Genomic DNA, 14,503 nt, shown 5'->3' on the forward strand with positions numbered 1-14,503 from the left:
CACAATGATGTATACTCAAATCATCCTGTTACCTATTATCATAAAACGAAATCGTTAAATGAATTACGTAATACGGTAATCAAAATTGTAAGATTTCCTAACATTTTGATGAATCTTGACGATTTATGGAGGCTTCCGATGTCACTATCTTTACGTTTCAAGCTTGTTGCACTTCTTGTTCTAATCACTACTTTTTCGTTAACGGTTGTAGGTTTTACGAATTATAAGCTTTCGAAAGATAAATTAATTGGGCAAATCAAAGCCCAGTCCATCACTTCTGTCTCCAATTCCGCGCAAAATTTATACGACTTCCTATCCATTCGCCTAGCCGAAGTTGAGATGGTAAGCCGTGTTAGCGTTATGAAGTATGGAACTGTTCAGGAACGGCTGAGCTACCTAACCCAAGAACTGCAAACCGGGAACAATCGCTTTTTGGCAATGGGCGTGGCGGATCAGGACGGGAATCTTCTGCTTACCACCGGTCAAAAGCTGAATATTAAAGGTCAGCGGAGATTTGAAGAGGCTATGCTCGGCAAAACCTACATCTCGGATCCCTATATCGGTGAAATTTCAGGCAAATATATCATTACCATTACCGCTCCTGTTTGGGATGAAAACAAAAACGTAACTAGCATCGTGGACATTTCACTGGACGCGGAAGCTACTTTTCGCGATCACCTTCATACGCCCCTTGAAGGAGTTCAGACCGTCATTGTGAACCATGAAGGAACCATCCTGTACCATACGGATGCCAGTAAAATTTTAAAACAGAATATTTTGAACAATAATCCTTCATTGGCATATGTCTTGGAAGAAGCATTCCAGCAGGATGCTGGCTATTTGGACCAATATTTGGATAATGGCCAAAGAGCGCAATGGTTTTATGCCCGTGTGCCCAATTTAAATTGGCATCTCGGTTATTCCATGCCGATGACGGCTTTCCAACAACCAGCCAGTTCATTGCTTTGGTGGACCGTTGGTTTAATCGCTGGAACCGCCATTATCTTGTTCCTGCTTATTTGCTTAACCGCGAACTCGCTCATCATCTCACGGATTCAACAAATTCTTCGCGTCACGGAATCTGTGGCTGCAGGTGACTTCTACATCAAGCCGCTTCAGTTCAAAAGCAAGGATGAGCTAGGCGCTCTAGCGCATTCCGTGAATGGCATGATCGAAAATCTGCGTGAACTTTTCGAACCGTTTGAAGCTTTTATTCAGCACAATCAATATGCGATGATTGTCACGGACCCGCATTTTACAATCAATCACCTGAACCGCCGGGCGACCGAACTTCTTGGCTATAAGTTCACGGATTTACACAAAAAAGCTACCCCTCTGGTATGGTTAAATCATGACCAGCTTGTTGAAAGAGCCGCCAAATACACGATTGAGCTCGGAGAATTTGTGCCTGCCGATTGCACAGCACTTGTGATCCGCACACTTCGCCATCTGAAAGAAGATAGCGAATGGATTTGGCATCATAAAGATGGAACCCGCCTATTTGTCCAATTGAGTGTCAGCGCCATTACGCATCCGGGAGGGGATCTCAAAGGTTACGTCTTCATTGCCCGCGATATCAGCGACATTAAAGAAAGCAATGAAACGAAGATGCGGCTACTTACTATTGTAGAAAGCGCGCGGGACGCCATCCTTTCTTTTGATCAGATGGGCTACATTTTCTATATGAATCAAGCAGGTAAAAATTTAATTGGCTTAGAGAATGAACATACGACAAAGTGCCACTTCAGCGAATACGTTGATATCCGCAGTGACGTCGATCTCGAAGAGGGGCTTCTTACCGCGATAAGCGAAGGGTTCTGGGAATTCGAAGCTGAAGCGTTAACGAAAGAGCAGCGCCGGATATTCATCTCTGTTACAGTCGTTCCTCATACACCTGCTGAAAAGGGAGAACGCTACTTCTCCGCCATTTCGCGGGATATTACAGACCAAATGTTGGCCAAAGATGAGCTGATCCTGGCGAAGCAGGAAGCTGACGACGCCAACCTGACCAAGGGCATTTTCTTGGCGCGGATGAGCCATGAAATTCGAACCCCGCTCAATGGCATCGTCGGGTTATCCTATTTGATGGAACGAACCGCGATGACTCCGCTGCAAAAGGATTATATGACCAAGATCACCAAATCCTCGCTTTCTTTATCGCAAATCATCAGCGATATCTTGGACTTCTCCAAGCTGGAGGTGGACAAGCTGGCCATTGAACATCATGCCTTCCTGCTGGATGATACGATCGACCGTGTGTGCGAAACGCTTAGTGTGCTGCTCGGTCATAAGCCGGTCGATTTTATTTGTGATATCGAGGAACAGGTGCCCCTTGGCCTCATCGGCGATTCCTTACGCCTGTATCAAGTTCTCTTGAACTTAACCAGCAACGCGATTAAATTCACAGAACAAGGAACCGTCACACTGCGCGTTCATGTCCGAGAGCTTCAGGAAGAACGAGTGTCTATCGACTTCACGATTATGGATACAGGGATTGGCATGAATGATGAACAACTCGCCAAACTGTTCCAGCCTTTCGTTCAGGCTGATGAAGTCACGAGCCGTAAATTCGGGGGGACAGGGCTTGGACTTGTCATCTCCAAGAGCATCATTGATAATATGGGCGGCTCTATTGAAGCCTCCAGCGAGCCTGGTGTGGGCAGTGTGTTCCGCGTCAGCATTCCTTTTTCTTTAACCTTGCAAACAACGAAGTCACAGACCCGCTTCCCACTCCGCGCCTTTCTTGTGGAAGATCACCCGGAGCTGCACCGCGTGCTGCTGCAAACGCTGGCATCCATGTGTTCAGAAGCAGCAGGTGTTTACTCTTGGAAGGAAGCAAGGAAAGCTATTGAGCTCATTCCACTGGATTTGGTTCTGCTCGATATGGAAGCTTTTGACATGTACGGGGAAGAAGTGTGGTTAGACATGCTGGAGACCTGTAACCGGAACAACTTGAAAACGATTATTTATACGACCTTGCCAGGCCGAGATGCCTTGGAGCAGCTGCCTGCGGAGGCCGCACCGCACGCGATTTTGGTTAAGCCGGTTTCACGAAGCGTGTTGTACCAAACTCTGCAAACGATCACAGGGAGCTATGCTTCCGAGGCTGCCGACCAGACTTCTCATGCCGAAAATCATGAAGGTAAGGAAGCTTGGCCATCCTTCCCACGTATTCTGCTTGTCGAGGATAATGACATCAATCAGACCGTGGCTCGCTCTCTTTTGGAAAGCATGAATGGCGTCGTTCAAGTAGCTTCTAATGGTTTCGAAGCTTTACAGCATCTGGAAACCTCAGATTACCAATTAATCCTGATGGATATCCATATGCCTGATCTGGATGGCATTGAAACGGCGAAGCGAATTCGGCTTCAGCCCAAATGGCGGCACATTCCCATTATTGCCGTCACCGCCGACTCTACGCTGGAGAAACGTCTAGCGTGCATTCGCGCTGGCATGAATGAAGTCATCTCCAAACCGATTATTCCTGACCGCTTATTCGCCGCTGTGAGCACTTGTTTAAGTTTGAGCGGAAAAATGACGGCACCCGGACTGGATATGGAAGAAGCTCTGGAACGGCTGCTTGGCAAAACCGACATTTATCATCAAATGCTGAAGAAATATCATGCACAATCGCAAGATATAATCGATCGGTTAACAACAGCCATTCAACAAATCAAATATGAGGATGCCCTGCATCTCCTGCATACGCTGCGCGGTTCATCAAGCAACCTGTCCGCCAATCGTGTGTATGCCGCGGCAACCGCGCTCGAAGAGACGCTGAAACAGTCCACTCCTCTGGATGAATCCAAAACCATCCTGATCCAAAACCAGGTGCAATCCCTGGCGATAGCTTTGGAAGAGGTCTTTCACACCATCCAAAAATTGCTGCTTGATTGAAAAATGTGCGGTTTTATGTCACTATATGCATAGGGCTCCCGCTGACAGGAGCATGTATTTTATACGTATAGGTGGTTTAAGATCATGACAGTACAAAGCGCTCCATACCGCATTTTGTTGTATTATAAATTCGTTAATGTGATAGATCATGAAGCATTAGCTCGAGAGCATCTGGCTTATTGCAAAAAGCTCGGCGTCAAAGGCCGCATCCTGATTGCCCCGGAAGGCATCAACGGCACCCTCTCAGGAACCGTGGAACAAACCGACGCCTACATCGCGATGATGAACCAAATGCCTCTTTTTAAAGATATGGTCTACAAAATTGATGAGAGCGAAGGACATGCCTTCAAGAAGCTGTTCGTTCGCCCTAAAAAAGAGCTCGTCACCTTCCGTCTCGAAGAAGATGTGAATCCGAATGAGCTGACCGGCACGCACTTGAAGCCCAAAGATTTCTATGAAAAGCTTCAACAAGAGGATGTTATCGTCCTCGACGGGCGCAACCATTACGAATACGAAATCGGGCACTTCCGCGGCGCGATTCGCCCCGAAGTGGAAACAACACGCGAATTCCCGGAATGGATTCGCAATAATCTTCAAGAATTTAAGGACAAGCCGATTCTCACTTACTGCACAGGCGGCATTCGATGTGAGAAGCTGTCCGGCTTCCTTATTCAAGAAGGCTTCAAAGAGGTTTACCAACTCGATGGGGGCATTGTCACCTACGGGAAAGATGAAGACGTGAAGGGCCGCCTTTTTGACGGTAAATGTTACGTGTTCGATGAGCGGATCTCGGTTCCTATCAATCGTACGGACGAGGATATCATTGTAGGCAAATGCTACCACTGTGGCAAGCCTGAGGATCGCTACATCAACTGTGCGAACGATTTGTGCCATCTGAAGCATGTATGCTGTGAAGCTTGCGAAGAAGAGCATAACAGCTTCTGCTCCAAGGAATGTGAAGAGAAGACGCTTAGCTCGCTTGAAGCATAAGTTTCATTCATTTAAATAAAGAATCATGGTCGTGAAGCACAAGGACCGCTCTCTCCAGATTGGAGATGGGCGGTTTTTTATTACAGACGAGATCAGGCGATTCTCTACGGCGACTACAGGGCGGTCATGGTCATGCTGAAAAGTGCGCATCAGAAGCTTGCTTATGAAAAACATAAACACGGCTACTCTGACAAACAAGCACACTCAGTTGCCTTACTGGCTCAGTGAACATTAGAAAAAAGGGCCCATCTACAAGTTCAGCAACTTGAGAATGACCCTTTTCCTATGTACTTAAGATAATTGCTCTACGATACGGTCGGCAAGCGGATACACAAGTTCCTCCTCCAAGGTGAAATGCCTGAGCAGGATTAAGCAGGCCGTCATCAACTCCGACGCCATCACATGCAGGAACTCTTCATCTATCGGCACTTTCATCGCATTCACACCGTCAACGAAAGTTTGCACAACCCTTTTAGCCAAGTCATGATCCTGTTCCAGAACCGTGACAGAACGGGAAACCGACAGCGCAGTCGTCGGAGGCAAGTAGGATTGCAGGAGAGGAAACAGTTCACTTTCCTCCCACTCCGAATGCTGCTCCAGCTCTTCCACCAGAGATAGAATCAGATCTTGGAGTTCAATCAGCTTACACATGCCTATTGAGCAATCCTCGAGGGAGTACAAGGAAGCAGCCATCGTGCGGATTTCGGCAAGCTGCCCGCGCATCTGTAAATGTTCCTCCTTCAGACGTTCTACGAGTATGGGAAAATAACTCGGATCCACGATATACTCCGTATTCGTTTGAATGCTCAAACGGTCTTTCATTCTACATCCTCCTTTGGGTTCTCCTCCGAAATCTTCATGCGTGAGCAAACGCAAAAAGGCTGACCTTTTCTGCATTATCATTCTATGCAGGTAGGGTCAGCTCTCATGCGAAGGAATAAAGAACGATTAGAACATTTATCGAATACGGCTTTCTGTTAATTGGAACTGATTCATGAGCTGGAGCAGCGATTGGGTAATCGCCCCGACATCTCCCGTCGTTTGGCGCACGTGCAGCATGTCCTGCAGCAGCTCATGCACCGTTTGCTCCACCTCGGCGGAGATTTGGCGGTTCTCCTTGCTCACGCCCGCCACCTTCTCCATCAGCGCTACCACTTCTTCCACCACTTGCGTTTTCATGGTGTCGTGGGCGCTCGCGCTGCTGAGAATTTCGGAGGCCGCCGCCACAATTTGCGTCCCCTCCAATACGACCTTCGTACCTTCCTCCATTGAGATGAAGGCCTCATGCGCATGGCGCTCGATCTGTTCAATGGTCTCGTTGATCTCTGCCGTCGACTTCTTCGTCAGATCGGCCAGTTTACGAATCTCGCCTGCGACGACGGCGAAACCTTTGCCGTGCTCGCCAACCCGGGCCGCCTCGATCGAAGCATTCAGGGAGAGAAGATTCGTCTGCGCCGAAATCTCCTCAATGACTTTCAACAGCTGCGGAATTTCTTGCGTAGTAAGCAGGAACGTCTGAATGGTCTGATTCGTTTCAGCTACCTTGGCTGAAATCTGATCCATCTTATCCCCGATGCGGCCAACTTCATCCTGAGCTACCGCAATTTGATCGGATGCTTTCTCTTCAAGCTCACGCAGGGTGCCGCTCATATTTTGCGTAACATCCTTGGCGACGTCAATGTCCTTCAGCTGTCCACGCAAAGAACGGATCATATTATGAATTTGTGTGCTCATACGACCTGTCGATTGCTCTGTTGATCCGGTCGATTCATTGAGCCGATCTTGGCTGATCTGAACCTCAGCCGCCGCTTGTTTCACCTGCAACATGATGCCCTCAAGGGAATCGATCATATTGTTGATCCATTTCGCCAATTCCCGGGTTTCATCCCCTGCAAACTCTTGCACGCGCAGTCGCTGTGTCAAATCTCCGCTGCCTTCCGCGTTGAGGCGAATGAACTTGTTGATTTGGGCGAGCTGCTTAACAACCGGCTTACTGCCTTTGCGTCTAATGATACTTGAGCCTATCCAACCGTATATCGCACCGGCAGCAGCTGTGATAGCCGCACCTAATCCGCTTGAGACATGACCGTTTAACAGCCAAAAGCCAGCGCCAGAGAGTAATATAAAACCTACAATAAATTTAAGTTGTAAGCTGAACATTTTCCAATCGATGCTGCGTATCCGGTATACCTCTTCCAGATCCCCTTCACACATCATCCCCCAAATATCAGGGCAATGCGGCAGTTGGAACGTAACTCCCTTCCCAATAACCGAGATGTGACGGTAATCCGAATACCCCGGAAATTCCACGAACAGGTTGCTTCCTTTGGCAATCGTTCCCGCAACACCCGGGTGCAGCTGCCCTGTTGCCGGATCTGTAAAGATCAGTTCCAACTCCGTATGTTCCTTAACGCCAACGATACCGTAATCCGTGCGTACGCCGTCTTTTAAATTATCGCCATGCGTGAAAGTCAGATCCTCAAACCGGCTTCGGGACAATGCCGTTCCAGGAGCAATCTGCTTATTCAACACCGGCTTCGCCATGAATAAATAGTTATCGCCTGAATCTGGGTAGACATGTCCGGATTCCCGTTGAATCAAATCCCCGAGCACATCGTTCGGCACGCGGCCGCAGATAGCCCCTTGCCACTCCCCGTTCTTCACCAAAGGCAAGATAAAAGCCATCGTCATAGCATCATGAAACGGCGAGGTACTTGGACCGATCTCCAGGGTTAACGAGTCAGAAAAAGGCCCAAACAAACATTTCTCCCCTCTGCGCGTCTCCTCCAACCCTTTCATAAGACCGCTTCCAGCCACATACGTCTTGCCAACGTGAGCAGGGTATGTCGAGTAACTCACACCTGCTTTTTCATTCAATATAAAAATTTCCGAAAAATCCGCCCCACTCTTCAGCGCAGCAGTGAGCATTTTCTGTATAACTGCTGAGTCCTGAGAAATCGTTGAAGAAGTAGAAGCTGACTCGGCTAACATCGCATGCAATCTGTCCAGATGGGACCAATACGTTGCCACCCAGCTGCGCAATATTTCGGTCCGTGTATGAGCTATCCCTTCAAAGATATGTTCAACATCTTCCTTAAGGTGACGATTCAACCGATATGACCACCAAAGCGGCAACCCTTTCCGAAAACCTAGCCAATCAAACATACCCCGTCCCCCTATATTCACATGGTGTGTGAATTTTTTTAACATTTACCTTATTCGACATTTTATAGGTGTTTCTGTCGTAACGCAAGACAAAAATAGGAATTTTCGAAAATCTTTAATACTTTCGAACTATAAGGTACTTTCGTCATATTAATTTTACGTCAGTTATATTGACATAATTTTCTGAAAAATCTACAATATAAGAAAATATAGGCATCGCCATCAATTTACGTTATATTTTCTAACACATTTTAAGAATGAAGATCAGAAAGGAGGCCTGGTTTCTGCTTCGGGCCCTTATCTCCATGTAGCTTCCGAATGCATAGTTAAGAAACCAGGAAGCTGCGATGTCAAAACCTGAGAATCTGGTCACCACGCCTTATAATCCCCACCCCTTTTACGATGAAATGTTTATGAACGCCTATTCGGTTCGTTCTCATTATCAAACGGTGTTTCGTCAGTTCATGACCATGAAGTCCGGCAATCTGAGCAAGCGCCAAACAGCCACCATGAAACGAATGATGGAAGAAGGAATTACCTTCACGTTGTACAGTCCTGATCAGACCGAGGCGCTCGAACGCACGATTCCTTTCGATCCCATTCCACGCATCATTCCAAGGGATGAATGGCTGAAGCTTGAAAAAGGGCTTAGACAGCGCGTGAAGGCGCTGAATTTATTTCTCAAAGATATTTACCATGACCAATGCATCCTCAAGGATGGCATTATTCCAAGAAAAATGGTTCTCTCGAACTGCTATTTCCGGCCCGAAATGATGCGTCTATCCATTCCTAATGATGTGTACGTAACCGTTTCAGGCATCGATCTAATCCGCGATGAGCACGGCGAATACTTTGTTCTTGAAGACAACCTCCGATCGCCGTCAGGTTTTTCCTACTTATATAAGAGCCGTTCCATCATGACGCATTTATTCCCCGAGCTCGTGTTTAGCCACTCCATCCAAGATATCGAACAAAGTTTGAACGTGTTTCTATCCGCTTTGCGCAGACTCAGTCCCTCCGGGAAAAAAGATCCTGTTATTGGCCTGCTGACGCCGGGTTGTTATAACTCAGCTTACTTCGAGCATACCTTCCTTGCTCAGCAAATGGGGATCGAGCTTGTAGAAGGGAACGATCTCGTCGTCATCGATCACAAGGTGTACATTCGCAGTATCAAAGGGCTTCGTCAAATTGATGTGCTTTATCGCAGAATTGACGACGATTTCCTCGATCCGCTTGCCTTTGATCCTAATTCACTGCTAGGCGTTGCAGGCATCATGAATGCCTATCGCGCCGGCAACATCAACATCGTGAACGCCCCTGGCACAGGGGTAGCGGACGATAAAGCGATCTATGCTTATGTTCCGGATATGATTCGCTACTATTTGAAGGAAGAACCCATTCTCAATAACGTACCTACGTACATTCTTTCGAGACCGGATGAACGCGAGCATGTCCTCCAACATCTGAGCACCATGGTCGTCAAAGAAACATCCCTCTCAGGCGGATACGGTATGCTCATCGGACCAACGGCTTCGGAGAGCGAGCTGGCGGATTTCAGGCAGAAAATACTGGCGAACCCTGATCGATATATCGCCCAACCAACCATTCAACTGTCGAGAGCGCCTGTTATGATGGATGGCCAAATGGCTGCACGGCATATTGATCTCCGAGCCTTCGTTATCGCAGGCGAAACCATCGAGGTCATTCCCGGCGGACTTACGCGAGTAGCGCTCAAAGAAGGCTCACTCGTCGTGAACTCCTCCCAAGGCGGAGGCTGCAAAGACACATGGGTGACGAATTCGTAGAAAATCCACATTTAGATGGGAGGCAGCGGAATAAATGGTGATGATGGGACGAACAGCGGAAGCTTTATTCTGGATCGGACGGTACACGGAAAGAACAGAGAATCACGCGAGGTTAATTGATGTTTATTATCATATCCGCGAAGAACGGGAGAGCGGCAGCGGTCAAATATGGAGCCTGTTAATCGACACGATCGGCGACAGAGCTGCTTTTAACGAGCAATACAGCAGCTGCACGGAGCAGCATGTCCTTCAATACATTACACTTGATAAAAATAATGTGAACTCTTTGCTCGCTTGCACCAACCATGCGCGAACCAATCTGCGCAATATACGCGAGAAGATGCCGGCTGAACTATGGGATATTATGAATGGCTTATATTTGTGGCTAAAAGAAAAAGATGTCCGCGATATCACGAGCGATTCGCCGCATTTATTTTACCGATTCGTCCGTGACCATTTATCGATGTTTCACGGAGCGGCCACCTCTGTCATGCCGCGCCAAAATGAATGGCATTTCATAGAAGCAGGACGGTATTTGGAGCGTGCGGAGAATTTGCTTCGCTTGCTACAATCCTTATGCCAGGACTACGCCAAAGAAGAAATGTCCTCCTACCCGCTTATGCTCTCGGTTCTCAAATCAGTCAGCGGTTATGAATCATTCCGCAGAGAGTATGCGGATACGGTGAACCTGACCAACATCATCAAATTTCTGATGCTGCATGAGGCCTTTCCAAGATCGATCAGCTACTCTTTTCAAGCGCTGGAACGTTCCTTAAAGAGCATCCAACTTGAGGATACCGATTTGAACATGACGGTACACAAACTAGCCAAACTGGCTGGGAAAGTGAAAGCTAACCTGGCTTGCATGGATGAGGAAGATATTTTATCCGGTAAGTTGGAAATGGCCCTGCAGGCTCTCCGTGAATCGTGCAACCTAATGGGCATGCGGATGGCCAAAGTCTTTTTTCCCTCCAGGGAGGAGGTCATTGCATGAAGAAGCTGGAGATTACGCATATCACACGTTATTCCTACACAGATACGGCGCAGGACAGTGTCAATGAAGTCCGGTTAACACCGCTGACCGACAATCGTCAATCCTGCTATCATCACAGTATCATCACCGAACCTGTATCTGCCTTCTTTACGTATTCGGATTACTTTCATAACCGTGTGCATGCCTTTACCGTGAATAAAATTCACCGTGAGCTCACCATCAAAATGAAGTCTACCGTTGTGACGCACGATAACGATAACATCCCGAGCGCAGCACTTTCCCCCTATGAGGAGAAGGCGCTGCGGCTCAGCGATGATTTTCAAAATGAATACGCGGAATACTTGCTGCCTACAAGCTATACAGGACTCACAAGCGAAATTAAGGCCTATTCCGATGCTATTAACGACCAGCATATTTCCTTATATGACTTGCTGAGCACTATCAATACAACGATCCATCGCGATTTCACCTATGATCCTTCTGCTACGTCCGTACAGACCACAGTAGGGGAAATGTTGAAGCTTAGACGAGGCGTATGCCAAGACTATTCGCACTTAATGATCGCCGTTTGCCGGGATAAGGGGATCCCTGCCAGATACGTCAGCGGTTATCACTTTGTCGGTGATTTGCAAGGAGGCAGCGCTGAATTTACGCAAGCTTCCCATGCTTGGGTGGAGTGCCTGATTCCAGGCAGCGGTTGGTTCGGGTATGACCCCACCAACGACTGCGAGGTCAACTGGCGTTATATCAAGTTAGGTCACGGTCGCGACTATAACGATATCGTTCCTGTCAAAGGGGTATATCGCGGAGCCGGTGAGCAAGACCTTGAAGTCATTGTAGATGTTAAACTGATTGAGTAAGCCTCCGAGTAGGAGAAGTTCGATCCTCGGCATACACCGTGTACGTTGCCCAGCTCGTCCACGCTGTGGTTGGTCAGCCCCTGCCAAGCCAGTTGCACAGCAGCTGTGTAGGGTTCTGGGGATGGCAGCCAGCCATGGCGTATCCCTTTTGCAAAACCGTAAATAAATATGGCCGTGCAAGAGGTCTCCTCGTAGGATTCAGCATCAGTCAGCACTTGGTGCCACAAGCCGTTAACCCCCTTTGCTGTCTCTTTCCTCTCCAATACTAGAACAAAAGACTTGCTTTCCATTGATATAAAGATTAGTAGGCGACTCCCCACTCATGGATAGATGGCATTCCGCCTCACTGTCACTCCATAACATGGCATATACATATCCAACTTGCCCCAGCTTAGCCGCCGGGAATTTGGCATTCAAATCCAGATCATATAAACCTTTCCTTGTTTGGATGAAACCGTTCTCATGAAAAGCTCTCAGTTGAAAAGGATAAGCCGGATTATTCGCCATATACCGATTAGCAACCGTCTCGAGCGCCTCTGGGATGTTGTCATGCAATTTGTAAGCTAAGCTCGCTTCATATGGAAAATAGTCTGGCATTCTGCTTGCTCCTCACTTATGATTTGGGCACCCAACACTGCGGTTCTGTCGTGATTGTTTCTCCGGTTGAAATAGCTTTCTCGATCATCATCCCGAGATAATGGTCCTGCGAAGCCTCTTCCAGGCTATAAAAGCTTGGCCCACCAAAGGTATATTCAGCCATTTTCTGCAGGCATGCGGCAATTGCAATTTCGTCATCGTATAATCTAGCGGGAGCGAATGGATTCTCGTAGACCCATTTGTCACCGCAGAGAATTCCTTTCAGGTAATACCCTTCCGCATTTTCCAGCTCGCCTCTGTTCATGCGCTTCAGCTCCATTCGAAGCTCTGTGCATGATTCCTGCTGAATGAGAACCCGATTATCGAAAATTTCCCCACGCTGCCCTCTGACGGACAAATGATTAGAGCGCGTCCATGAGCGGTGCTGGTCTTTGGTAAAATCATAAATGCCTAGGCGATCGCCAAAATCCAACCAAGCCAGATCTCTCTGCAATGGAATGAGCTTATCTTCTGTTGGTGGACCGCTGCGGTTTGGCCCCTGAACCCACGAGGACTCGAAACGCATCGCTTTAATACGAACATCTTCGAAATTGACCCCTAACATTTTCCGAATTAAGCTAACCGCATGGTACGTTTGTGAGATGGAAACCGTTGTTTCCGTAATTTTACCCAACTGACCTGACCGAATAAGTTCCAATCGCGCTTGTTGAACGGGATGAAAATGGTACTGCTCCGCTACCTGAATACGCGCACCCGTAAGGGTTAATCGCTCATACAATAGCTGAAGCCCGCTTAAATCAGGAGCAGGCGGCGTTTCCAACAAAACGGGAATTCCCCGCTCCGCCAACGCCAGAAGGTAGTCCAGACTTTGGGAAGGCGAGACGGAAACGACGACAAAATCCGGATGTTCGTTTTCCAACAGCTGTTCTAGCGACCGGTATGTAGCTGTTCCCCACTTCGCTTCCATATCCTTGCCTTTGTCTTCACTTCTGACAACCATGCCGCTAATTTCAAACCGCTCAGGCAGCGCCTGTGCAATGCGTAGGAAATATTGGGCGCGAAAACCGGCACCGCCGATCAAACTGAATTTTACTGGTTTCATCATAACTACCTCCCCATTCTACGTTTACAGGATTTCGTTCGGATATACCATGACTTTTAAACTGCCGCTTTTATTATGAATCGCTCGTTCCAACGCGTCTTGCGTCTGTTCAAGCGGATAGCGATCTGTAATGAGCGCTTTCGTATCTATGCCGCCACCGGCAAGGAATTTAATGCCTGTCGGGTACGTATTGGCATACCGGAAAACACCATAAATATCAATCTCATTGTCAGCGATGAACGGGACATTGAGCGGAATTTCATCCTGGGCAGGCAAGCCCACGATGACAAGCTTACCGCCGCGGCGCAAGGAATAAAGCGCTGATTGCAGAGCTCTCGGATTGCCCGCCGTCTCCCAAGCGGCATCTGCGCCAACCCCATCCGTCATCTCCTTGATGCGCTGAACCGCATCCTCTTCTTTGACGTTGATGACGTCCGTGGCGCCCAACCGTTTAGCAGCCTCCAAGCGGACCTGTTCCAGATCGGTGACAATAATCCGGCTTGCACCAAATGACTTTGCTGCCGCTACGGCCATTAAGCCGACCGGGCCCATGCCCATGATGGCAACCGTCGAACCCGGCTGCAAGTTGCAGCGCTTAGCCGCGTGAATGCCGACGGAGAATGGCTCGTTGAGCGCCGCAGCCTCGAAGGTTAAATGTTCCGGAATGGCAAATACCATGTCCGCGCGGATTTTCATATATTGAACGAAAGCACCGTCCACTGGCGGCGTAGCCAGGAACTGCACATCCGGGCACAGATTATAACGGCCTTCTTTGCAGGCCTGACAGTGTCCGCAAGTGACGCCCGGCTCGATGGCGACACGATCGCCAAGGCTCACGTTAGTCACTGAAGCGCCTGCAGCGACAATGATGCCCGCGCATTCGTGCCCGAGAATAATCGGCTTCTCGACCACATAGCGGCCAATTCTGCCATTTTCAAAATAATGAACGTCCGAACCGCATACCCCAACAGCCATCACTTTGACCAACACTTCATTCGCGTCAACTTGCGGGACTGGGCGCTCCTCCATCACAATTGTTCCTGGCTTCGTCATGACAGCCGCTTTCATTCTTGCAGGTAGTTGTCCATTCATT

Annotated in this window: 11 protein-coding genes; 5 read left to right on the forward strand and 6 right to left on the reverse strand. The window is 48.3% G+C overall.

Features of this window, described 5'->3' with window-relative positions; translation table 11 throughout:
• Positions 1-138: 138 nt before the first annotated feature.
• Positions 139-3,897, forward strand: coding sequence for a response regulator (locus ACUN27_RS29780; protein WP_315955262.1), 3,759 nt, complete (start codon positions 139-141; stop codon positions 3,895-3,897).
• An 84-nt stretch (positions 3,898-3,981) separates the two neighbouring features.
• Positions 3,982-4,887: an oxygen-dependent tRNA uridine(34) hydroxylase TrhO gene (gene trhO, locus ACUN27_RS29785; protein ID WP_315955263.1), complete on the forward strand. Its 906-nt coding sequence runs from the start codon at positions 3,982-3,984 to the stop codon at positions 4,885-4,887.
• A 291-nt stretch (positions 4,888-5,178) separates the two neighbouring features.
• Here trhO and ACUN27_RS29790 read toward each other — a convergent pair whose 3' ends face one another.
• Both ACUN27_RS29790 and ACUN27_RS29795 read right to left on the reverse strand, forming a co-directional pair.
• The gene (locus tag ACUN27_RS29790) at positions 5,179-5,709 is read right to left on the reverse strand and encodes a hemerythrin domain-containing protein (RefSeq protein ID WP_315955264.1); all 531 of its coding nucleotides are present in this window, start codon (positions 5,707-5,709) and stop codon (positions 5,179-5,181) included.
• 135 nt (positions 5,710-5,844) lie between these two features.
• Positions 5,845-8,052: a methyl-accepting chemotaxis protein gene (locus tag ACUN27_RS29795; RefSeq protein ID WP_315955265.1), complete on the reverse strand. Its 2,208-nt coding sequence runs from the start codon at positions 8,050-8,052 to the stop codon at positions 5,845-5,847.
• Between the two features lie 347 nt (positions 8,053-8,399).
• Between ACUN27_RS29795 and ACUN27_RS29800 the strand changes: the two genes are divergently transcribed.
• The 3 genes from ACUN27_RS29800 to ACUN27_RS29810 are packed head-to-tail and all read left to right on the forward strand — an operon-like array spanning position 8,400 to position 11,711.
• Positions 8,400-9,857, forward strand: coding sequence for a circularly permuted type 2 ATP-grasp protein (locus tag ACUN27_RS29800; protein WP_315955266.1), 1,458 nt, complete (start codon positions 8,400-8,402; stop codon positions 9,855-9,857).
• 34 nt (positions 9,858-9,891) lie between these two features.
• Positions 9,892-10,851: an alpha-E domain-containing protein gene (locus ACUN27_RS29805; protein WP_445560044.1), complete on the forward strand. Its 960-nt coding sequence runs from the start codon at positions 9,892-9,894 to the stop codon at positions 10,849-10,851.
• Positions 10,848-11,711 carry a transglutaminase family protein gene (locus tag ACUN27_RS29810; RefSeq protein ID WP_315955268.1) on the forward strand — a complete coding sequence of 288 codons (864 nt, stop codon included), beginning with the start codon at positions 10,848-10,850 and terminating at the stop codon, positions 11,709-11,711. Before ACUN27_RS29805 ends, ACUN27_RS29810 begins: the two co-directional genes overlap by 4 nt.
• Here ACUN27_RS29810 and ACUN27_RS29815 read toward each other — a convergent pair.
• From ACUN27_RS29815 to ACUN27_RS29830, 4 genes are read right to left on the reverse strand one after another with little or no spacing between them, the layout of a single operon-like run.
• Positions 11,621-12,001 carry a glycoside hydrolase family 88 protein gene (locus ACUN27_RS29815; RefSeq protein ID WP_326061600.1) on the reverse strand — a complete coding sequence of 127 codons (381 nt, stop codon included), beginning with the start codon at positions 11,999-12,001 and terminating at the stop codon, positions 11,621-11,623. The genes ACUN27_RS29810 and ACUN27_RS29815 overlap by 91 nt on opposite strands.
• On the reverse strand, positions 11,943-12,308 hold the full coding sequence (locus ACUN27_RS29820; RefSeq protein WP_326061599.1) for a hypothetical protein: 366 nt from the start codon (positions 12,306-12,308) through the stop codon (positions 11,943-11,945). The genes ACUN27_RS29815 and ACUN27_RS29820 overlap by 59 nt, the downstream gene beginning before the upstream one ends.
• 16 nt (positions 12,309-12,324) lie before the next feature.
• A complete protein-coding gene (locus tag ACUN27_RS29825) occupies positions 12,325-13,413 on the reverse strand; it encodes a Gfo/Idh/MocA family protein (RefSeq protein WP_326061598.1) in 1,089 nt (362 codons plus the stop codon).
• A gap of 21 nt (positions 13,414-13,434) precedes the next feature.
• Positions 13,435-14,502: an NAD(P)-dependent alcohol dehydrogenase gene (locus ACUN27_RS29830; RefSeq protein ID WP_445560045.1), complete on the reverse strand. Its 1,068-nt coding sequence runs from the start codon at positions 14,500-14,502 to the stop codon at positions 13,435-13,437.
• Position 14,503 lies beyond the last annotated feature (1 nt).

This window comes from Paenibacillus sp. WC2504 (assembly GCF_052682475.1).